Consider the following 23,796-nt stretch of genomic DNA (forward strand, 5'->3'; position numbering starts at 1 on the left):
AATTCGGTTATTTGCTCAATTCGAGCGGTCATTAATTTCTTGTGTTCTCTAAGGCTATTAGACCCCTAATTGAAATCAGAGGTTGGAATAGCACTTGTTAAAAACGCACAAATATATTGGAAGCAAACAAATAAGAGGAGCTTATACTGTTTTAACTTTTTTAGTAAGAAAAACTGGTAAGCATACAAATACCGCTATGGTAGAAAACATAAGTCCACCGATGGTGCCAATGGCCAATGAAAACCAAAATGCCTCATTTTCTCCTTCAAGTAAAAAAGGAATTAACCCAAAACAAGTAGAAAGTATAGTGAGCATAATGGGCTGTGCTTTACCCATTACTGCCCTTAATACTGCTCTGTTGTATTTTTTCAACTTGGTGTTATTAAGGTCATTTACAATGAAAATGGCCGCATTTACTACCAAGCCCCCAAGCATTACAAAGGCAGCGTAACCTCCTTGATCAAACGAGAAGTCAAACAGAGAGAAAATGAGAAATAGACCAATAAAGGAAATAGGGATAGTGACAATAATGTAGAAAGGCTGTTTTAGGTTTTCAAACAGAATAGCGCAAATTATAAAAATACCAATGATCAAATAGCCTAACAAGCCATATTGTCTAGCTTGTTTATCGAAACGAAAATAATTGTCTTGAGTGTCAATTTGATAGCCAACAGGCATTATTAGTTTCATTTCTTCAATCATCTTATCGCGGTATTCAGCGCCAAATTTTGAAGAGCCTAGATATTTAAATCCAAGTTTTCGCAAATATTGTCGGTCTTCTTTATGGATTTCATTCGCACTTTCTTCAAAAACCATGTTTGCATAGTCATTAATTTTAACAAGTCTATTAGTATCTATTGGTAGTGCTTCTTCCATTAGGTCATATTTAGAAAAGTTTTCTGCATTCAATGCCCTTATGAATATAGGGGTAAGCTCATTGTTCAAGTTAGCCATAGCCTCTGATCTGTCGGGTAATGTGTAGTCTGTAAGTACATTGGTAACAGCTCCTCTATTAATGCCTGCCTTGGCCATGCGGTCTACATCAAGGTATAGTACATATTCATTCCCTTTTACCGAACCATAACTATATCCAATTTGCTCGTTGGTTTTTACCTCTTGTATCCTTTTATGATCTTCTAGTTTTTTGGCCAAGATGTCAGCCTGGGCACTTAATTCATCATAGTTATAACCGCGCATTCTAATACCAAACTCTTGGTTTTCACCTCTTTCACCTCCAATATTGAAGCCTTGCCCTACACCTGAAATTACCCATTGTACTCCTGTTAAATCCACCGATCGGGCTTGCAAGCGCCCTTTGAGTTGATAAGGCAAAGCGGAAAACTCATATTCTGGTTCAAAGGTAATTTGTACGGTACCAGTTCTATTATTTACCCGTGTAATGTATTTATCTACACCTTTTACGCCATCTACGAACTCTTCCACCTTGTTGATAACATAGTTAGCATCTTCCAATGTTGTACCTGTAGGCAAAGTAGCTCTTACTGTGAGTAGGGTTTGGCTCACATCTCTATAATAATAGCCTTGATACACTTCGGTGGCAAATTTCCTCATGGCTCCACCTAGAATTTTGTCAGTAATCGGACGGATATCATCTTGGTATTTGTCGCTACCAATGGTTTTGTTATACCATTCATGACCTTCCCACTGGATAGGCATTTTGAAAACAGGTAAACCGAAAGCTAGAATTACAATTACGATAAAAGCTTTTCTGTACCGAACCATAAAGTCAATGGATTTGGTGTAGCCTCTAAACCATTTTACTTTTCTGCGGAGTTGACGGATGCTATATAACCTGTTTTTCTCCATATCTTTTTTAAATAAAAGCTGATAAAGGGCAGGAGTGAAAAATAAGGCAATGAGTAGAGAGACGGCCAAATTGATAGCTACCACTATCGAAAAATCAGAAAGGTTTCTTCGGTCTTCTTCTGGTAAAAGCAGTACCATTAAAAGGGCCATAATTGTAGTTAGCGAAGCCGCTAAAAGTGCTACAAAAATGCCTCGGTTTTTCTTACGGTACATATGATCCATCATTACAATGGCATTATCTACTATCAATCCAAAAGAAATGGTGAGCCCGGCAATTGAATACATATGGAGCTCAACATCAAGAATATATATAATTATAGCTGTAATACATAGGTTGACGGCAATGCCCATAAAAAGGGTGACTAAGTACCTAGGATTACGATTAATGAGGAAAATGAATACTAAAAGGATAATGATGGAAAGAGAGGTTCTTTTGTAGATTTTGTCCATCTCTTCATTTAAAAACTCGGTGTCGTCTTGTTCTAAGAAGATACTTAAATCGCTTTGCATGGAAGCTTGTAGCTCTTCAATTCGATCACGAATTTGCTTAGCCAATACAATTTTATTTACGCCTTCCCGAGCATAAATCTGTAGGTTAATTGCATTGCGGCCGTTAATTCTGGTGTAACTTCTTGCTTCTTGTTCTTCTATATACACCTTGGCTACATCTTTTAAGTAAAGTTCTTTGCCTTCAATATTGCTGATAACGGCTTGTTCCAAATCTTCTAAACTAGAAAGTTCAGACGAGCTTCTGAAGTAGAACTGCTGACCTGCTGGGTTTTTGATCATTCCAGGGTAATTTCTGTCTTGAAAAAGCCTTAAGCTGTTTACAATATCGCTTTTCGAAAGACCGTACCTCATTAATAGCAGGGGGTCAAAATCAACTGTTATTTGTAATTCGTTGGCGCCTGTTAACTCTGTGCGTTGAATTTCATTTATAGCAGCAAGCGGCTTTAGGATGTACTCATCTACATCCTTTTTGATTTTGTAAGAGGCATATGGGCCGTTGATGGAATAGAGCAATATCGGAGACTCAGTTTTGTTCTGTGTTTCTCCACCTCGCTGTTCCACCCTAGGGTAACTCATGGTTTCAGGTAACTTCTTGTAGAGGTTCCGAATCAGTGAATTGATCTCAAACTTACGGAACTCCATATCTTCTCCTTTGTCAAAAGATAATTCGATGCTTCCGCTATTGTCTCTAGAAACACTGGTGACCTTGTTTACCCCTTCAATTTGAGAAATGGCGTTTTCAAGTGGTGAAGTAGCCAAACGTTCTACGATGTCTGGTGATGAATTTGGCAAACTATAAGAGATAGTAATAGCCGGCTTTGTATAGCGTGGTGTGAAATTAACATTCAGCTTTGGGATAAAAGCGATGCCGATCATCGCTAGAACCACAAATACTATTACCATTCGAAAAGGTCGCTTCATCTTGAAAAATAATAAGCTCTTAGATATTCAACTTTAAATAAGTCTTTATTGGGTTGAAATGAAAATAAAAAACATGATAAATTTAATAAATTTTTAATTAAGGCAAATACAGTCTACTATAAAATTAGGTGTATGACTTTTATTTTAGTTATAACTGCTATATTTGGTTTGAACCAATAGTAGTACTGTATGATGCTGAAACTTATATCAAAATTATTGGCAACTAGTTTTATGCTAATGTGCATACTATCCTGTAATTCGGTTAAAGATGAAAGCATCATTGTTTTTGGTGAATTAGAACAAGAAGAGTTTAGTGCTTTTTTATCGAGTACAGAACTCGAAGTTATTCCTTTGGCTACTGATGAGATGGTGATTGGTGGTTTCAGCATGGCGAGAAGTACCGATAATGAATACTTTGTCTTTTCTGGTCAAGAAGGTAAAGTACACCGTTTTGGTAGTTCAGGTAATTTTATAAATACCATTGGCCAAATAGGAGATGGCCCCACAGAATACAGAAGCCCAGCGGGTTTTGTGCTCTCTAACGATACTTTGGTAATACTTACATATAAGAAAGGTTCATCCTTATTTTATTATTCAAAACAAGGCGATTTTCTTAAATCCATGGATTTTGAAGAAAGCAGTTATGTGTCTTTTGAGTTGACGGACTACGGTTACGTGTTTTCTACAGGAGCCAATAAAGTGTTTGAGAATAAGCACAACTTACATAGCCGGAATTTTAAAGGCGAATTGATCAGTAAGTTCTATCCTATTGTTGACAGAGCCATGTTTTCTACAGGAGCTAATAATTTCGGTAGAGGAGAAAATGGCAGTCTTTACTTCGAGCCATTTAATAATCAGGTATATAAAGTTGAAAAGGATAGCTTGATGCCTACCTATGAATTCGATTTTGGTGATTTCAACCTAAAAGAGAATGCCTTTGATAGCGAGGATCCTTTTGAGAATTTTGAAAGGATTATGAATAATGGTATGGCCTTTATTCTGGCCTATTCTGAATCAGAAAACTATGCCTACTTCAATATAATGCTTCAGAAAAAAACTGATAAGCCTAAAGCATTTCATTTATTGTTGAATAAGAAAACAGGCAAATCTAAGCTAATCAAGAGTTTGGAAGAAACTGCTCCGGCCTTTCAGTTTATGGATGGAGATCGTTTGCTTTTTCTTTTTCATGCGGGTGACATACTAAATTTAGAGAAGGAAAATCCTGGGCTTTTTGGAAAACATCAACAGGTGATCGACAATATTAAATCAGACGACAATCCAATAATCGTAATTGCTAAAATTGATTTCTGATGAAAAAAAGCATGCCCTTGTTTTTTGTAATTGTTGCCTTGATCTTGTCCTGCTCTTCAGGTCCAAGAAAGCTTGTGCTCCCAAAACTGCCTGTGGTTTCTATTCAACCCGAGGCCGAAAATGAAAAGTCTCCTTTCGAGCTCACTCGAAATACATATGTGGCTTACATTTATAAGAAGTGGCAAAAAGATAGACTTTATCAAATCGAGTTGGCAGTGGCTGATTGCATTAAGAAGAATATGGATTACCTTATTTATGTAGAAGCTGACACAGAAACTGAGGTAAAACAGTGGTTGACAGAGTTAGACTACAAATATTCGGTAGTTGTAGATAAGGAATCTCTTTTTAGAGAAGCCAATGGAGAATCTGTAGAAGGATATAATGGCTATATTATAAATAAGGACAGAGATATATTGGGGAGTCCGAGAATTCAATATCGCCAATAAGATTATGGTTAGTTTGAGTAAATACTAAGTAGAATTTTGTAGGTAATTAGGCTTAAGTCGATCTCTATTTGGAATTAATTTTTACCAGAAACTTAAATAACTAGTCAATTAGTTTTTTGAAATCATATTTTAGCATTATTTTGGACTATTATGAAAAGATTTTTTTTGATATCGACCTGTTTTCTATTGTGTTTAGCTTGTAAAGACCAAACCGTAAAGGTTGAAGAGGTAGACCAAGAAGCCTTAAGAAAACAAGTGCAACCTACTGAGGTAAAAGTAGCAACAGCAGAATACAGACCTTTCGAATTTTTAGTAAGTGCTACTGGTACTATCGAGTCCGACTATGAACTGGAAATTATTTTTGAAACCAGCGGATATTTAAAAGAGCTCAATATTGAAAACGGACAAAGGGTTAAAAAAGGGCAGGTCATTGGTCAATTGCAAAACGATAAAGAAAAATTTGCCCTAGAAAAAGCTCAGGTAGCCTTTGATAAAGCGTATCTAAATTACCGTAATGACTCGATTGCAAGAGGTAGCAATATTAACAAGGATGTTACCAATACTTTTGAATTGAACTCTGGAATGAAGGGAGCTAGAATTGATCTACGAGAAGCCCAAATCAATTTAGAGAACACCATTATTAAGGCACCTTCTGACGGTGTGATTGTTGATTTAGAAACAAAGGAGGGAAGTCTTGTTTCGGCAGGAAAAGTACTTTGTTCAATTTACAATGATAAAAGCCTTACACTTACCGCCAAGGTTTTAGAGCCCGACTTTGGTTATATAAAACGTGGCCTTGTAGCAGACGTTTATCCGCTAGCCCGAAGAGATCAATCTTTTTTGGCCACTGTAAATGAGATCAACCCAAGGGTGAATGAAGAAGGAATGGTTCAGATAGAATTAAAATTGAACCAATCAGAAGGACTTTTGCCAGGCATGAGTGCTAGCGCAATTATACGTGTACCTCAAGAATTGCACATTATTGTACCGAGAGAAGCGGTAGTGATTAAGCAAGGGAAGCCAGTTATTTTTACTGTAGTAAATGGAATGTCTCAGTGGAAATATGTAGAGATAGGACTTGATAACGGAACGGATGTAGAAGTGCTAGACGGCCTTAAAGAAGGCGACCAAGTGGTACTGACCAACAATATTCAATTAGCGCACGATGCTAAAGTTAGCATTGCCGAAGAAGACCTCACCAACTCTAACCAGTAAGCAATGGTTAAATTTCTGATCAATCGACCTGTTGCGGTATTCCTCAGCTTTATAGGTATTTTATTTTTTAGCTTTTTAGCTTTACAAAGGTTGCCGGTTTCTTTATTGCCCAATATAGAGGTGCCTGCTATTATAGTTAAGGTAAACTACCCTAATAACCCGCCTAGCATTATTGAGAATAGCATCCTCAGCCCAATCCGCACTTCGCTAAACACGCTAAATAACCTAAAGTCGGTTGAAAGTATTGCTAATAGTGAAACTGGAATGCTCAAATTACAATTTGAGTTTGGCACTAGAATGGACTTGGCCTACATCGAGATCAATGAAAAGATTGATAGGCTTCAGGAAAATCTGCCGCGTGATATGGATAGGCCGCAAGTGGTACGAATCAATACTTCAGACATTCCAATTGCTAGAATTCAGGTAATTCCTAAAGAAGGAAGTGACTACACACAAACATCAGAACTAACCGACCGAGTTTTAAAGAAAAGAATAGAACAAATCAGTGGAGTGTCCATTGTAGACGTAAATGGTTTTCAAGGTCAGTTTATAAGCATTACCCCAGATTTAGACAAGATAAGAGCCCTTGGTCTTTCTGAACAACAAATTGATCAGGTTTTACAGGGAGCCAATCGCGATTTAGGTAGACTTTCGGTAAAGGATGGTCAGTATCGATATTTTGTCCGAATTGCTAACCGCTTAGACAATATTGATGAGATTGAACAACTTCCAATTATCAATAGAGAAGGTGATGTAATTAAGCTAAGTGCAATTGCTGAAGTTAAGTTTCAGTCCGATAAAAGGCAGGGCTATCACTTGAGCAATCAAGAAGAGGGCTTGGTGGTAACGGTGCATAAGCAGGCCAAGGCCAAAATGACGGAATTGACACCATTGCTTTATGAAGCAGTGGAGGAGTTTAAAAAGGATTATCCGCAAACTAACTTTGAACTTACTCAAGATCAATCAATTTTGCTTAATGCTGGAATCGATAACTTAAAAACCAGCCTTATCTATGGGGGCATCTTCGCCTTTGCTGTACTTTTTCTTTTTATGGGAAATGTGCGCATGCCAATTATGATGGGAATTACACTTCCTATTTCACTTCTGATAAGCTTTTTATTCTTCTATGCTTTTGGTCTTTCTGTAAACATTATTTCACTAAGTGGTTTAGCGCTTGGTTTAGGAATGCTGATCGATAACTCAATTATTGTGATCGACAACATTACTAGAAAAAGGAAAGATGGGCTGGATATAGTGGAAGCCTGTGTGCAAGGGGTAAATGAAGTAATGACCCCGCTCATTAGTTCTGTATTGACCACATTGGCAGTATTCGTTCCCTTAGTTTTCCTTAATGGACTCTCGGGTGCGTTGTTTTATGATCAAGCACTTTCCGTAGCTATCATTCTAGGCACATCTTTAATGGTGGCTTTCGTGCTATTGCCTTTGCTTTATCGTAAGTTTTTTGAAAACCTGAAAAGACCTATTAAGGAAGATAGTCTGATTTTTAAAGGAATTCTGAAATTGTACAAAGCCATTTTTAGTGTGGTTTGGCGATTTAAAACCATAAGCCTTATTCTACTGATTGCTTTGATTCCTTTGGCTTATTTTATGATTATTGGCGCTCATAAAGAGGGCTTGCCAGCCATTGAGAAAACAGAAACTTTGGTAACTATTCAATGGAACGAACCCCTTGATGCTGAAGAAAATAAAAGAAGGGTGTTAGACCTCATAGCTAAAACAGCTGGTTCTACCCCAAGCGAATCAGATATTGGGTTGAAACAATTTTTATTGGCGGAACAGAGTAATTCTATTGAAAGTGCTGAAGTGTATTTCAAGTCCGAGTCTACCGAAGCTAAATTAGATTTAGAGCAAAAGCTGACGGCTTTTTTAACGAATAATTATAGAAATGCTTCATTCCAGGTAGAGGATGCTCCAAACGCTTTCGATCAAATTTTTAGCTCAGATCAAAAATTCTTTATTGTAAAATGGAAGCAGCTTTCTGGTAATCAACGCCTTGACGAAGGAATGCTTGCTAAGCTTGAAAACGATGTGGCAGAAATTGTAAATGAGCCACCGCGCCCAGGGAATGGTTTTCAGTTTGGTGAGTCTATGGAAGCCGTGATTGATAATAAAGCTTTGTCTTTTTATGGTATTTCAGAAAACGCCATGAAAGATGCGCTTTCAAAAGCATTAGATGGTTATATGGTTACTGAAATCAGACGTTTTGGTGAGGTGACACCCATTTGGATTCAACGCGGATCAGAGGATTTTAGAAGTAAGCTAAATGGCATATCCGTACAAGGAAGAAGAAATCAATCGTATCCGCTTTCGAGCTTTGTTAAATTCGAATACATTAAAGACATCAAAGCTGTAACCGCTGATAAAACGGGAATTTATCAGAGTTTAGAATGGGAAAACCTTGATGACGCTTCTATAGAAAAACTACAAGCGCAATTGCCGGCAAAGGCAGCTCAATACGGTCTGTCTGTCGATTTTGATGGCGCTTATTTTCAAGGGCGTGAAAACCTTCAGCAGTTGATTTTCATTTTAATGATCTCTGTACTTCTGCTCTATTTCATTTTGGCCGCTCAGTTCGAATCATTAGTTCAGCCTTTAATTGTCATTTTCACTTTACCGCTTGGGGTGTCAGGTGCGCTTTTGGTATTAATGATTTCTGGAGGAACGCTCAATGTAATGTCGGCCATTGGTATAATTGTAATGCTAGGAATTATGGTGAACGATGCCATTCTAAAAATTGATACCATAAACAGGTTAAGGGAAGAATTTTCGTTGAGTGATTCTACAAATACCAAACGCCAAATATTACAGAATGCCATAGCAAAAACTGGTCAAATAAGGCTCAAACCTATATTAATGACCTCGATTACAACCATTTTAGCATTATTGCCAGTTGTCTTTTCAAGCGGAATTGGTGCAGACTTGCAAAGACCGCTAGTTTACACGGTTATAGGCGGTTTGACCATAGGTACTTTTACCGCTCTGTTTTTTGTTCCGTTGTCTTACTGGGTAATTAGTAAGAAAAGGGATTGAATTTTCGGTAAAAGCAGATGGGCATTGAACAGCGTTTTTATAACAAATGCTTTAATGCTACCCACTTTTATTCGGTACTAATTTTTGAGTTAGAACATTACTTTCCAGTTCCTTCAATCCATGACCATCAATTGCAGGGTAAAACATTGCTAATTTTAAGTTGTAACCTATCCAATATTTAGCGTTTTGCTTTTATCTATCTAGGAATTCAAAGTTTGTAAAAAGACAGATATGGCCGATCATGGAAAATTGTACCCATCTAACACAACCTATTCAGGGTCAGGGGTGTCTTGATTGTTGAACAACAGATACCAGTAAGTAATTAATTAATAGAGCCCTCATAAATATACTTGCAATTGATCTTATATCTTTTATATATTTGACGGCACTATTCTGAATTTTGATTATTTGAACTATAAATGTTAAAATACAAATAGCTGTCATTTCTTTTTTTCTTACATTATGATTCGACTTTCTCTTATAACCCTCCTTATACTTATTCAAATTAAGGTGTATGGACAACAATACAACCTAAAGGATTTTAACCTAGAAGGAGATATTAACACGTGGTACAGTGCACGTTTCGATTCGGTAAATATTAAACCGATGACAGGAGTGCTCGCAAGCTTGGCTTCACAAAGGCCAAAGGTCAATGCTTTTTTTACAGAGAATACGCTGGACTGGATGAAGGCCAGCATTATGTATGATAATCAGCGCTACGATAATGTTCGCATTAAGTATGATATAGAGCAGCAGCTTGCTTACATCTCGCACCCTTTGAATAAGCAAACCATTACCCTAGATCAACAACTGGTTAATTGGTTTAGAACTCCTGCCGGAATATTCAAACCAAAGAATGAAGCAACAGGCTACTACCTGATAATCTTTGAGGGAGAACAGCTTTCACTAGTTAAAGAAAGCTCCAAACGGCTGGTTATCCAAAATCGTGAGTTTGACTATGCACGTACGGATGAACTCTTTTTATTGACAAATAATGAGAAGGTGCGCATCAAGAATAGAAAGTCTTATCTAAAACAATTCCCAACACACAAAAAGGAAATAAAAAAGTTTATGCGATCTCAAGAATCTCGTGAAATAAATAGAATGGGTAAGGAAAGTTTCCTGATCCACTTGGCTAAGTACTGTGATAACCTTTCTATCCAATGAGAAAAATAATCGCAATTAGCTTATTGGTTCTAAGTCTCAATGGCTTTGCCCAGCAAAATCAACCAACCTTTTCTGGAACATATGAAAGCGCTCCGTTTGAAAAGGTTGTTTTAGATATGGAAGCCAGCTTGGCTTATACTTTTTTCTATAAAAAGGAGTGGATTGATTCACTACAGTTTACGGGCGTATTTAATCAAACACCTTTAGAGGCTGCACTAAACAAGCTTGTTGAAAACACTCCTTTAAGGTTTTACCTAGATGGGGAAAAAGTGTATTTAACTAACGGAATTACCATTATTACTACTCCTGAAATTGTAAGTAATGTGTTAGCTCAAGCGAATAAACGTAAAGAAGAACCGAAGGTAGACGAAGCGAAAGAGCTTCTTTTTACCAAAGAGTTTAAGGGCGAAACGCAGAACAGCAAAGACCTAGAAAATTATGTTTTTGAAGTGGGAAGTAGAGCGCAGTTTAAAGCGGGAAGTAATTCAACGCTGGTGGGGTATATTAAAGACAATATGACTGGAGAGCCAGTAGAGGGAGCTCTTGTATATACATCCGATGGTAATAAGGGATCTATTTCTGGTAAAGATGGCTTTTATTCTTTGAATATCCCGAATGGAAAACATGAGCTGCAAGTGCAGTTCACTGGAATGAAGCGAGCCAGAAGAAATATTATTCTCTTTTCAGATGGCCAGCTGAATATCGGGATGGATGTAGATGTAATTGCTTTAAATGAGGTAGTTGTAGAAGCCAATAGAGGAGCCAATATTGAGCGATTAACTACAGGGGTTGAACGACTCAATGTTGAACAATCTAGAACAGTACCTGTGGTTTTGGGTGAAAAAGATATTTTAAAAGTTGCCACTACTTTTGCAGGTATTCAAACCGTAGGAGAAGGCGCTGCAGGGTTTAATGTTAGGGGAGGAAAATCTGATCAGAACCTATTCCTTTTCGAAGGCGCTACAGTATATAATGCATCACACTTTATGGGCTTCTTTTCAGTATTCAACTCTGACGCCCTTCAGGGAATGGAAATTTTCAAAAGTGGTATTCCTGCCAGTCGTGGAGGAAGGTTGTCATCAGTTTTTGAAATCACAGCCAAAACAGCCAATAAAGAAAAACTTGTTGTGGAAGGCGGGGTGTCACCAATTACCTCTAGAGTAACGGCTGAAATTCCTATTATAGAAGGTAAATCGTCTCTTTTGGCCAGTGGAAGGGTTACCTATTCTGATTGGATTCTTCAGAGTGTAGCCCATTCTGATTTCAAAGGCAACAAGGTTTCTTTCAGTGATTTTATTGTTAAATACGATCATGAAATCAATCAAGAAAACAAATTGTCACTTTCGGCTTACCTGAGTAAGGATGACTTCCGATTAAGTTCTGATACACTGTTTTCATTCTCTGATTTCTCTTATATCAATGAAATGGCTTCCGCTAAATGGCTACACAGAGTAAACGAAACTATGGATGCTTCTCTAATAGCTACATACAGCAAATATGAGTATGACTTCGAGTCAACTCAGCTGGTGAAAAATGCTTTTGGACAAGATTTTGGAATAAAAGAGTATGGAGCAAAACTTGATATTAATAAGGATTTGCAGGCTGCTCACCAGCTCAATTTTGGATTGGAAGCAAAAAGATATGACATCAATCCAGGCACTAAGTCCCCCATTGGCCAAGAGTCTATTGCCGCTACCGTTAAACTAAGTCCAGAACAAGGAATTGAAGGAGGGCTTTATGTTTCTGATAAGCACGAAATCAATGAAAAGCTGAGTTTTAATTATGGTCTTCGATATAGCTTTTTCACATATTTAGGCCCAGGAGTTACCAGCCTTTATTTAGAAAATGCTCCAAAAAATGCCGATACCCAGACTGGTCAGACAATCCATGGAAAAGGTGATTTTATAAAAACTTATCAAGGCCCTGAATTACGATTGGCCGCAAGGTATATGTTAGGCGATAGTCGTTCTGTAAAGCTCAGTTACGATAAAAGCAGACAGTACCTGCATGCGCTATCTAACAGCTCATCTTTGTCGCCAACTGATATTTGGAGGCTTTCAAACAGTTACATAAAACCTCAAACTGGCGATCAAATATCGCTCGGCTATTATGAAGACTTTTTAAATAGTGAACTAGAAACTTCACTTGAATTATATGCGAAGAAATTAGATAACCTGCTCGATTTTAAAACAGGAGCTGATTTTCTGCTAAATGACAGAATTGAATCTATTGCGCTTCAAGGTCCTGGAAAATCATACGGTTTAGAACTGTCTTTGAAGAAATCAACAGGTCGATTGAACGGTTGGTTTAACTATTCATATGCACGTACTTTTATAAAGCTAGATGGAGAGTTTGATGAGGAAACGGTCAATAACGGAAAGTTCTTCCCTACCAATTACGATAAACCACACACTATCAATTTGGTGAGTAACTATGAAATTACATCAAGGTTTACTGTATCGTATAACCTTGCTTACAGCACAGGCCGACCTATTACTTTCCCTACAGGACTTTATAAACTGAACGGGGTTGAAATTTTAAACTATTCCAATAGGAATGAATACCGAATTCCAGACTATTTCAGAATGGATTTGGGCTTTACCTTAAAATGGGGGCATAGAATAACTAAAGGGGCTCACTCTTTCTGGTCTGTCTCAATTTATAATCTCGTTGGTAGGAAAAACCCATTCTCTCTTTACTTCGATTTAGAAGATGGGGTAGTAAAAGGATACAAACTATCTGTATTTGGCTCGCCAATCCCGACCATCTCTTACAACTTTAAATTCTGATGGGGATGAAAATAACTCACATAAGAACAAACCGATTTTTGGCTATAATTACGCTGTTTTTTGTAGCAATTATAAATGCTTTAGCTCAAACCGAAAATGTAAGAGAGCGAGTGTTTATCGATGTTAATACTCACGATTTACTTGTAGGAGAAACCCTTCAGTATTCAACTTTCTGTTTAAGTAATACAACAAACAAACCTTCGGCTCTTAGTAAATACCTTTATGTTGAATTAATAGGTGAAGGAGGAGTTGTTTTTCAACGAAAACACCAGCTAGAAAATGGAAAAGCCAGCGGGGAATTTTTCATTCCATCTAATATAGAAACCGGTAAATACTACCTTGTGGCTTACACTCGCTGGATGCGAAACTTCGATGATGTAACCCAAGCTCCACTTATATTCATAAACCCATATAAAGGGCATACAAATGCAGATGTTTTAACTGAAGACGTAACGGTAGAATTTAATACGGTTTCGGGTGTTTTAATAGCAAATACTGCCAATAATGTGGTTTTTAAAGTGAGCCAAGGCAATAAACCGTTGATAAGGAAAGGCCGAGTAATTAGCGAAGATGGAAAGCAAATAGTAGATATTAATAGCGATGCCAATGGCTTTGGTGCTTTTGAAATTACCCCTGAAAAGGGAAAGTCCTACCAAATGCTTATTGAAAACCCTGAAGGAGGTTTTAAATTCTTTGACCTACCTTCTGCTACGGACACAGGTGTGGGGCTAAATATTTTGCATACCAATGCTGAAATTGAATTGAAGCCGTATGGTGATGTGAAAGGTGGTAGGCTTTACATTGAGCATCAAGGAAACGTAGTTTTAGAGCGCGATGTACAGAGCACCTACCCAATTAGAATAAAAAGAACAGAATTACCTTATGATGTTTTAAGGGTTTCTTTTAAAGATAACCAAGGAAAGTTAAGCTATTTGGTGCCTTTGTTCAATACAAAACTTGGTTTAGAAACATCACCAACTATTCTTGAAACCCGATCGCCAGCCGTAATTGAGCAGCAGCTTGCCAAAGGAAATTATAGTGTTTCTATTCGTAAATCATTTGGCAATCAAACACCGCAAATGCATGCGGCTTTCTCTAAAGAAGGTCTGAGTTTACCAGAAAATCTTGATTACACTGAACTACAAAATGCAGCAAGTTTTTATCGAATAGAGGAAAAAGAATTACCTACCAGCATTTCATTTTTACCAGAGTACCGTTATCAATTGCTTGAAGGTGTCTTGAAAGCAGAAAGTGGTTCAGCTTCTGTGGAAAATAAAAATGTTATACTTAGCCTGACCGGTGAAAAAATTCTGAATATGTCTGTAGCAAGAACAGACAGTGAGGGGCGATTTTTGCTCGAGTACCAAACAATGAATCGAGGAAAGCAAACGGATGCTCACCTTACCATGCCTGAGTTTGAAAGCGAATATTCCTTTGAGATCAGCGATAACTTTAAGAAGCAACATCAGTTGGATTTCTCTCCAGTAATTATTGATACAGCCCAACTTGCAGAAATTAGAGAGCGTAGTATCATCAGTCAGCTAGAAAACGCCTACTTCACACCGCTTATCGATTCTTCAGAAATTGAAAACAATATTTTACCAACAATGAATGCCTTTAATGCTCATTACGAATTCGATGATTATGTAAGGTTCCGTACTTTAAAAGAGCATTTAGTAGAGTACATTTCTGTGGCGGGAGTAAGAGAGAAACGTGGCGTGAAACGTTTTGTGGTTTACGATTTAGATTCAAATTTTGATTTTGAGCTGGAGTCATTGGTGTTGCTAGATGGTGTGCCTGTTCACGCCCCCGATTTACTAGAATTCAGCCCATACAGAATAAAAAGTGTAGATATAGCCAATAAACGCTATTTTTTAGGCTCTTATATCGCAGATGGAGTACTAAGTTTTAAAACTATAGAAGGCAACCTTGGAGGCTTTGAAATAAAAAACAATCACATGGCCTTCAGTTTGTTAACTCCTGAAGCAGAACCAAAAACTGCAGGAGGAAACCCCTTAGAAGACCTGAGAACTCCAGACGCTAGAATTCAATTGTTATGGGCTCCTGAATATGAGGTAGCCGAAGACGGAGTAGAACAAATTCAATTCAATACTTCAGATGTAGAAGGGGATTTTGAATTGGTGATTGAAGGTTTTACAGAAGAAGGAATACCAGTTTCAATAATTAAAAAAATCAAGGTAAAAGAGCGTACGAATGAAAAAGGTTAATTACAAGACATTAGCCAAACTATGGCTGTTAATGTTGGTGGTGTTTGCTACTACTTCTTGTATCGAAGAGATAGAAACAGCTTCTTTTACTTATGATAGACTTTTGGTGGTAGATGCCAATATATCTGACCAAGCCAAAGCTCATGAAGTCCGTTTGTCTTATACTACTCCAGTAGATGGAGATGTTGATGATGCTTTTAATGCAGTTATAGGAGCAGAAGTTTGGATAGAAGATGACCTTGGCAATCGTGTTGATTTTTATGAACAAAGTGCGGGTGCTTATTTTACTGCTGACACTTATGCTGGCGAGGCAGGCAGGAGCTATTCGCTGTTTATTACCACCAATGACGGAAAGCGATATCAATCATCATTTGAAAAACTGGTGGCAGCACCAGAGGTGAGTGAAATCTACAATCGTTTTGCAATAGAATCAACAGACCAAGAGGGAGGCGCTACACCTGGAGTTCAGTTTTTTATCGATGTTAAAGAGGCAGACCAAAGCACTCAATTTTATAGATACGAATGGACTGATGCTCATCAAGTAATGGTTCCCTTTGTTAAAAAGTGGGAAGCAACACCTTATTATGTGGGTTTAGCAATGTTCTATAGAATTACCCCTTTTAATGAAGATGTGCAGGAATGTTACAGAGAAAATCAATTCAATGAGCTGATACTGGCTACCTCAGCAACAAACATTAACGGTGAGTTAAGTGAAATACCAATTAGCTTTTCTCCAGCTACTGATTTCGATGTCACCACCATGTATTCTATTGAAATTACACAGCGAGCTATTAGCCCGCAGGCTTATAGCTACTACCGAAAAATTAAACTCTTCAACGAATCAAACGGTTCGTTGTTCGATAAGCAGCAAGGAATAATTGTAGGGAATATTCGGTCTATCGACTCTCCTGATGAGCAAGTGTTGGGCTATTTCGAAGTGGCTGGCGCAAGTAGCAAAAGGGTTTTTTTAGCTCCTTTTGAGCTAGACCCTGAAGTTTATGAATATGTAACCAAGCCTTGTGAAACATATTCAGCTATGGCATTTGATGGTTCATTAAATACTTTTTATGAAGCTACCGATCTTCCTGAAGATTTGAGAGGCTCTGTAATTCCTATACGTGAACTTTATGAGCTTTACGATTACGATCAGTATACTGGCACTAAATTTTTGGCACATCGCCTTTGTGCAGACTGTAGAAAGAAAGGTAGTATAGGAAAACCAGAATGGTGGCAATAATATGAATTGAAAGGAATGTAGTTCTTCAATGTAGAGTTATTTCAATATGACTCTTCCAGTCTTAAATGATTTAAAGAAAATGGAAAAGAGGTTCAGAATGAAGAGGATAACAGAAGGAGCATTGACTCGAGTTTACTTAATACTCTTGGTCTTGTTCGCAACTTCCTGCATTGAAGAGATAGATACGACCTCTTTTACATATGAAAAACTACTGGTGGTAGATGCCAATATTTCTGATCAGGCAAAAGCCCATGAAGTACGTTTATTTTACACCTCGCCCATCGATGGAGATGTGGATGATACATTTAATGCTGCAACAGGCGCCACAGTTTGGGTGGAAGATAATCTGGGGATTCGCACATACTTTACAGAACAAAGTTCAGGTAATTACCTTTCTTCAGCCGCCTTTGCTGGAGAAGCGGGAAAAAGTTATACGCTTTTTATTACTACTCGTGAAGGAAAAAGATATCAGTCATCTGTAGAGAAATTAGTTGCTGCGCCAGAAATCACAGGAATTTATAATCGTTTTGCTGTTGAACCTGTTGGTCAAGAAGCTATTTCCACCCCAGGGATTCAGTTTTTTATTGATGTAGAAGATGACAGTCAAAGTACTCAGTTTTATCGTTATGAATGGACTGATGCCCATCAAGTTATAGTTCCTTTTCCAAAAAAATATGAGACAACAATTATATATCCTGGTGGAATGTCAGAACCCATTTATATTCTTGATCCCTTTAATATTAATGTAAGCGAATGTTATAGGGAAAGTAGATTTGATGAAGTGGTGTTAGCCTCGTCTGCTAGTAACAGTAATAGGGAACTACGTGAAATTCCAATCTTCTTTTCAGAAGCGTCCAATTTTGATGTCACTACCAAATATTCTATTGAAGTAACCCAACGAGCTATAAGTGTTCAGGCATATGGTTACTATCGAAAAATAGAAATGTTTAATGAATCCAATGGTTCATTGTTCGATAAACAACATGGTGCAATTGTGGGGAATATTTTATCAATGGATTCACCAGACGAAAAAGTATTGGGTTATTTTGAGGTTTCTGGAGCGAGCAGCAAAAGAGTCTTTCTAGAGCCTTTTCAGTTAGATGAAAAAGTAATGGACTATGTAGTTCGCACTTGTGAAGAGTATGATGTCCTAGAATTTGAAGGAGACCTGAATTCATTTTATAAAGCCACTGGCGTTCCAGAGATATTGTGGGGAGATGAACTGGTAAAACGAGCTTTTTATGAAGTTTATGATTATGACCCACTTAATGACACGAAGTTTCTTGCCCACCGCCTTTGTATAGACTGTCGAACAAGAGGAAGTCTTGGAAAACCAGAGTGGTGGCAGTAATGATTTTTTTATTATATAAAGATTGAGATGAAAAAGGGCAAATACAGAAGATTACTAAAGCTTTGCCTAGTATGGTTGCTAGTGTTTTTCACTACCGCCTGCATTGAAGAAATAGATACAACCTCTTTTACATATGAAAAACTACTGGTGGTGGATGCCAATATTTCTGATCAGGCAAAAGCCCATGAAGTACGTTTGTTTTACACCTCCCCCATCGATGGAGATGTAGATGATACATTCAATGCTGCAACTGGCGCCACAGTTTGGGTAGAAGATAATCTGGGGATTCGTACATACTTTACAGAACAAAGTTCAGGTAATTACCTTTCTTCAGCTTCTTTTGCTGGAGAAGCGGGGAAAAGCTACACGCTTTTTATTACTACTCGTGAAGGAAAAAAATATCAGTCATCTGTTGAGAAATTGGTGCCTGCGCCAGAAATCACAGAAATTTATAATCGTTTTGCAATAGAATCAGCGGGGCAAAAGGCAACCTCAACCCCCGGGGTTCAGTTTTTTATTGATGTGGTTGATGCTCAGCAAAGCACACAGTTTTATCGTTATGAATGGACTGATGCTCATCAAGTTATGGTTCCATTTACTAAAAAGTATGATGCCGTGTTTGCGGGTTGGGCAGGTTATGTGATTTCTCCATTTAACGAAGATGTTAAAGAATGCTATAGAGAAAACAGCTTCGATAATCTAATACTGGCCAACTCAGCAAGTAGCTCTAATGGCGAGTTACGCGAAATACCAATTAGATTTTCAGCAGCGTCTGATTTTGATGTTACCACCATGTACTCTATTGAAATAACGCAGCGAGCAGTCAGTGCTGAGGCTTATAGTTATTACAGGAAAATCAAGCTTTTCAACGAATCCAACGGCTCTCTTTTTGATAAACAACAGGGTATTATTGTAGGAAATATTTCATCAATAGACACTCCTGATGAGCAAGTATTGGGGTACTTTGAAGTTTCTGGTGCCAGCAGCAAGAGAATCTATATAGGGCCTTCTGAATTGGATGAAGAAGTTCTGGAATATGTAGTCAGACCATGTGAGAAATACTCTGAAATGGGATTTGAAGGTTCATTAAACACTTTTTATGAAGCTGAAGATCTTCCCGAAGACCAAAGAGGAGCAGTGATACCTATAAGAGAATTATACGAACTATACGATATAGAGCAAGGAACCGGAATGAAATTACTTGCCCATCGCCTTTGTTCTGACTGCAGAAAAAGAGGTAGTCTTGAAAAACCAGAATGGTGGCAATAGGCTTTTGCCGTTTTCTGCTACCTAATTCTATCTACCGACTTTACCAGTTGCTCGTCTTTACGAATAAAACGGTTGGCCAACGCATTTAAAATTAAGGCTCCAGCAGGCAACATAAAGCCAAGGTGAAAACCGCCCTGCACTTGTGGCATTACTATTTCTTCAAATTGGTTTACTTTAAAAAAGCATACGCCCAAATAACTAACCATTAAAAGCGAGTTAAGTGCGCCCAATTTCATTTGGTTTAATCTGTTCTTAAACTGGAAAATAGAAAACAAAGCCACTAAAGAAGCCGCAACAGCCAATGCTGCCAAATACCAAGTACTTTCAGTTTGCGTGATTACATCGTCAGAAGAATCTTGAGGCATTTCTCCCATATCAATCACCTTCATTTCCATAGGTGAAAATAAAATTCCCGTTGAAGTTTCTGGGTTTACTTCGCTCCAAATGTAGAAGGCTAAAACCATACCCATACAAATAGAAACGCCTAATAAAAGAATGCTCTGAATTCGCTGTATCATGTCTTTTTTGAATTATGCTGCAAATATAACCAAATCACTTTGAGTTGGAAGTCATTTAATTCATCAAGAATTAGGCTAATGATCTTCATCTAAAAGAATGTAGTTGATTTGTCTATTCTGGTAAATCTTTTCCTTGCTATTTAATTTGAGTTAAATTCGTGTCTCGAAAATCACAAACCCAAATTTGTTTATGGAAACTGCTTATATCGTTGATATCGTAAGAACCCCAGTAGGAAAATTCGGAGGCACATTGGCATCAGTTCGCCCTGATGATTTAGCGGCCCATGTCATTAAAGCTTTGATGGCACGAAACCCTTCTTTCAATCCTAAATTTGTGGAAGATGTGATTTTTGGAGCAGCTAATCAAGCCGGAGAAGACAACCGTAACGTGGCTAGAATGGCGCTGCTTTTGGCTGGCTTACCTATTGAAACAGGTGGAGTTACCGTGAACCGTCTATGCGCTTCTGGGCTTCAGTCAATTATGGATGCCTCGCGTGCGTTGATGTTGGGCGAAGCGGGTGCGTATATCGCTGGCGGTGTAGAAAGTATGACGCGCGCTCCTTTCGTTTTGGGCAAATCTGAAACTGCATTTGGTAGGGCTACCGAAATGTATGATACTACAATTGGCTGGAGATTTATTAACCCCAAACTTTCAGAATTACATTATCCGTATGGAATGGGCGAAACAGCTGAGAACGTAGCTGAAAAATGGAAAGTGAGCCGTGAAGCACAAGATGAATTTGCACACCATACGCAGTTAAAATATCAATCGGCTCATGAGGCTGGAAAATTTAAAAATGAATTAGCACCAGTAGAAATTCCACAACGAAAAGGTGATGCTATCCTCTTTGATAAGGATGAGCACCCTAGACTTTCTTCTGTAGAAAAACTAGGCACTTTAGCGCCTGCTTTTAGGAAAGGAGGCTCAGTTACAGCGGGCAATTCTTCAGGAATTAATGATGGAGCTGCCGCAAGTTTAATTGTGAATGAAGCCACTTTAAAGCAATTCAATTTAAAACCAATGGCGCGAGTAGTTTCTATGGCTATTGCAGGTGTTTCTCCCGACTGCATGGGGGTAGGGCCAATTCCGGCTACACAAAAAGCATTAAAAAGAGCAGGGCTTACTGCAAACGATATTGATTTGGCCGAGGTAAATGAAGCGTTTGCGGCACAAGCCATTCCTTGTGTTCAAGAACTCGGGTTGAATCCTGACATTGTGAATGTAAACGGTGGGTCAATTGCCATCGGTCACCCACTGGGCGGAAGCGGAACTCGTATTTCGGCTACTTTGCTGCACGAAATGCAGAAACGTGAAAACGTAAAATACGGCTTAGCAACCATGTGTATTGGTGTAGGTCAAGGCGCAGCCATTATTTACGAGAAACTGTAATTTAGAACTACTTCTGACTTCGGTCTTCCGACTTCGTGCTCAATGAGATACTTCATCGATATAAGCTACAAAGGAACCAGCTACCATGGTTGGCAAATCCAAAAGAATGCTCATACGCTTCAGGCCGAGATTGAGAACGCACTTTTCAGATTATTAGGCGTCCAAACCCCCATTATGGCAAGTGGTAGAACCGATGCTGGCGTGCATGCTAAACAGCAAATTGCCCATTTCGATACCGCAGAAGCAATTGATGTTGAGCAATTGAAATTTAGGTTGAATCGTTTTTTTGCTCGCGATATTGTGATTAACAGTATTGTGGAAGTCAAACCCGATGCGCATGCAAGATTTAATGCTACAGAAAGAGCCTATGAATACTATGTAAACCAGAACAAGAACCCTTTTTTACAAGAGCTGAGTTATTATTTCCCCAAACCATTGAATATAGATTTAATGAACCAAGCGGCCTCTAAGTTATTGGGAGTTCAAGATTTTGAAAGCTTTAGCAAAGTAAAAACCGATGTGAATAACTTTATTTGTAACATAACCAGAGCGGAATGGCAAATCGAGAACGATTCTTTGGTTTTTCACGTTACTGCCAACAGGTTTCTCAGGGGTATGGTGCGGGCCTTGGTCGGTACTTTGCTCGAAGTAGGCCTCGAAAAAATAACAGTAGAAGATTTTAAAAAAATTATAGAGCAAAAAGATCGAACTGCCGCAGGTGATGCAGCTCCACCAAAAGGTCTGTTTTTGTCGAAAGTTACGTATCCTAGTTCTCTATATAGCAACTAATCCTTTGGAAAAAGAACAAGTTAAAAGCGGTAATATTGTTGATTTTAAAGTGCTCAAGCGACTTTTTCGCTTCGCTAAGCCTTATCTCAAGCAATTTTATTTACTCGTATTTCTTACCGTTTTGCTCGCTGTTTTGGTGCCCATCAGGCCATACATCGTGCAGCTTTCCATCGATACTTATGTGCCGCAAGGCGATTACGCAGGCCTAATGACCATGCTGATTATTTTGGTCATCCATCTGGTTGTTTTGGCCATTGTGCAATACGCCCATACCTATCTTTCGGGCTGGGTGGGGCAAACCATTATTAAAGACATACGCATAAAACTTTACGAGCACCTTCTAAAACTGAAGTTGAAGTTTTTCGATAAAACTCCAATCGGTAGGTTGGTAACTCGAAATGTTTCGGATATTGAAACACTTTCAAATGTATTTAGCGAGGGCATTGCAGCCTTGATTGGCGACCTGCTTCAGCTCGTTTTCATCATGGGCTTTATGTTCTACCTTGATTGGCGATTAACGCTGATCAGTTTAGCCACTTTGCCGCTGCTTATTTTCAGTACCTACATTTTCAAAGAGAAAATCAAAGTCACTTTTAACGATGTTCGGAACGCAGTTTCTAACCTAAATTCTTATGTGCAAGAGCATGTAACAGGAATGAACATTGTTCAGATATTTAATGCTGAAGAACGCGAATACGATAAATTCAAAAAGATAAATAAGGAGCATGAAAAGGCACATATTAAGTCGGTGCTATATTATGCTATCTATTTTCCTGTGGCAGAAATTATTCAAGCAGCGGCCATTGGTATGGTGGTTTGGTACGGTGCAAGGGGTATTTTGAATGACTCTGGCATTGGGCCTGGCCTTATCATTTCCTTCATTATGTACCTTCAAATGTTCTTCCGCCCAATAAGGATGATTGCCGATAGGTTTAACACCCTACAAATGGGAATTGTAAGTTCGAACCGGATTTTCACCCTTTTAGATAGCAATGAAAACATTGCCGATGAAGGCACTTATATGCCTGAAAAATTCAAAGGAGATGTAAAATTCAAGAATGTTTGGTTTGCTTATAATGACGAAGAATACGTACTAAAAGATATTTCTTTCGAAGTTAAAGAAGGAGAAACCATTGCTTTGGTGGGAGCAACGGGAGCTGGAAAATCTTCCATCATCAATCTTTTGAGCCGCTTTTATGAAATCAATAAAGGCACCATTGAAATTGACGGTCATGACTTGAAAGAATATGACCTTTCTGCTTTGCGTGAAAAAATAGGAGTGGTTTTGCAAGATGTTTTCTTATTTTCAGATACCATTCGCTATAACATTACCATGGGTAACCCTGATATTTCTGATGAGAAAATTCAAGAGGCAGCGGCACTTGTTGGGGCAAAAAAGTTTATTGAACGACTGCCAGGTGGCTACGATTATAATGTAATGGAACGTGGTGCTACGCTCTCGGTAGGGCAACGCCAATTGATTTCCTTTGTGCGCGCCATGGTGTACGATCCTCAAATTATAGTGCTCGATGAAGCCACTTCTTCTGTAGATTCAGAAACAGAGGAAATGATTCAACATGCCATTGAAAAACTGATGACAGGAAGAACAGCCATTGTGATTGCCCATAGGCTTTCTACCATTCAGAATGCCGATAAAATAATCGTGCTCGATAAAGGTGAAATCAAGGAAGTTGGTAGCCACCAAGAACTTTTAGATAAAGGTGGATTCTACGCCAACTTGTATAAAATGCAGTACAAAGAAGTGAAAACAGTATAG

Annotated in this window: 15 protein-coding genes; 13 read left to right on the top strand and 2 right to left on the bottom strand. The window is 38.3% G+C overall.

The window, feature by feature from the left end; genetic code table 11:
* Positions 1-141 precede the first annotated feature (141 nt).
* Positions 142-3,258, bottom strand: a complete 3,117-nt coding sequence (locus AWW67_RS05910) for an efflux RND transporter permease subunit (RefSeq protein WP_062300677.1) — start codon at positions 3,256-3,258, stop codon at positions 142-144.
* A gap of 237 nt (positions 3,259-3,495) precedes the next feature.
* Here AWW67_RS05910 and AWW67_RS05915 point away from each other — a divergent pair, with 237 nt between their 5' ends.
* The 10 genes from AWW67_RS05915 (at position 3,496) to AWW67_RS05960 (ending at position 19,322) form a co-directional block, all read left to right on the top strand.
* Positions 3,496-4,569 carry a DUF4934 domain-containing protein gene (locus AWW67_RS05915; RefSeq protein WP_176700000.1) on the top strand — a complete coding sequence of 358 codons (1,074 nt, stop codon included), beginning with the start codon at positions 3,496-3,498 and terminating at the stop codon, positions 4,567-4,569.
* Complete coding sequence (locus AWW67_RS05920) at positions 4,569-5,015, top strand: hypothetical protein (RefSeq protein ID WP_062300679.1); 447 nt, start codon at positions 4,569-4,571, stop codon at positions 5,013-5,015. The genes AWW67_RS05915 and AWW67_RS05920 overlap by 1 nt, the downstream gene beginning before the upstream one ends.
* Before the next feature lie 150 nt (positions 5,016-5,165).
* Positions 5,166-6,230, top strand: coding sequence for an efflux RND transporter periplasmic adaptor subunit (locus AWW67_RS05925; RefSeq protein WP_071387059.1), 1,065 nt, complete (start codon positions 5,166-5,168; stop codon positions 6,228-6,230).
* Positions 6,231-6,233: 3 nt separating this feature from the next.
* Entirely contained in the window at positions 6,234-9,281 is a 3,048-nt protein-coding gene (locus AWW67_RS05930) for an efflux RND transporter permease subunit (RefSeq protein ID WP_062300680.1), read from the top strand.
* 462 nt (positions 9,282-9,743) lie between these two features.
* The gene (locus AWW67_RS05935) at positions 9,744-10,448 is read left to right on the top strand and encodes a hypothetical protein (protein WP_062300681.1); all 705 of its coding nucleotides are present in this window, start codon (positions 9,744-9,746) and stop codon (positions 10,446-10,448) included.
* The gene (locus tag AWW67_RS05940; RefSeq protein ID WP_062300682.1) at positions 10,445-13,237 is read left to right on the top strand and encodes a TonB-dependent receptor; all 2,793 of its coding nucleotides are present in this window, start codon (positions 10,445-10,447) and stop codon (positions 13,235-13,237) included. The genes AWW67_RS05935 and AWW67_RS05940 overlap by 4 nt, the downstream gene beginning before the upstream one ends.
* Before the next feature lie 5 nt (positions 13,238-13,242).
* The gene (locus AWW67_RS05945) at positions 13,243-15,465 is read left to right on the top strand and encodes a hypothetical protein (RefSeq protein WP_141655388.1); all 2,223 of its coding nucleotides are present in this window, start codon (positions 13,243-13,245) and stop codon (positions 15,463-15,465) included.
* A complete protein-coding gene (locus tag AWW67_RS05950) occupies positions 15,452-16,702 on the top strand; it encodes a DUF4249 domain-containing protein (protein WP_062300684.1) in 1,251 nt (416 codons plus the stop codon). Before AWW67_RS05945 ends, AWW67_RS05950 begins: the two co-directional genes overlap by 14 nt.
* 79 nt (positions 16,703-16,781) lie before the next feature.
* Entirely contained in the window at positions 16,782-18,053 is a 1,272-nt protein-coding gene (locus AWW67_RS05955; protein WP_176700001.1) for a DUF4249 domain-containing protein, read from the top strand.
* Between the two features lie 27 nt (positions 18,054-18,080).
* Positions 18,081-19,322, top strand: coding sequence for a DUF4249 domain-containing protein (locus AWW67_RS05960; RefSeq protein ID WP_062300686.1), 1,242 nt, complete (start codon positions 18,081-18,083; stop codon positions 19,320-19,322).
* Between the two features lie 17 nt (positions 19,323-19,339).
* Here AWW67_RS05960 and AWW67_RS05965 read toward each other — a convergent pair whose 3' ends face one another.
* A complete protein-coding gene (locus AWW67_RS05965; RefSeq protein WP_053223628.1) occupies positions 19,340-19,840 on the bottom strand; it encodes a DUF4293 domain-containing protein in 501 nt (166 codons plus the stop codon).
* Positions 19,841-20,030: 190 nt separating this feature from the next.
* Between AWW67_RS05965 and AWW67_RS05970 the strand changes: the two genes are divergently transcribed.
* From AWW67_RS05970 to AWW67_RS05980, 3 genes are read left to right on the top strand one after another with little or no spacing between them, the layout of a single operon-like run.
* Complete coding sequence (locus AWW67_RS05970; RefSeq protein ID WP_062300687.1) at positions 20,031-21,230, top strand: acetyl-CoA C-acyltransferase; 1,200 nt, start codon at positions 20,031-20,033, stop codon at positions 21,228-21,230.
* Between the two features lie 42 nt (positions 21,231-21,272).
* Positions 21,273-22,019 (top strand): tRNA pseudouridine(38-40) synthase TruA, encoded by a 747-nt coding sequence (gene truA, locus AWW67_RS05975; protein WP_062300688.1) that lies wholly within the window; start codon positions 21,273-21,275, stop codon positions 22,017-22,019.
* Positions 22,020-22,023: 4 nt separating this feature from the next.
* Complete coding sequence (locus AWW67_RS05980) at positions 22,024-23,796, top strand: ABC transporter ATP-binding protein (RefSeq protein WP_062300689.1); 1,773 nt, start codon at positions 22,024-22,026, stop codon at positions 23,794-23,796.

The sequence above is a fragment of the Roseivirga seohaensis genome, assembly GCF_001592945.1.
GTDB classification, from domain to species: domain Bacteria; phylum Bacteroidota; class Bacteroidia; order Cytophagales; family Cyclobacteriaceae; genus Roseivirga; species Roseivirga seohaensis.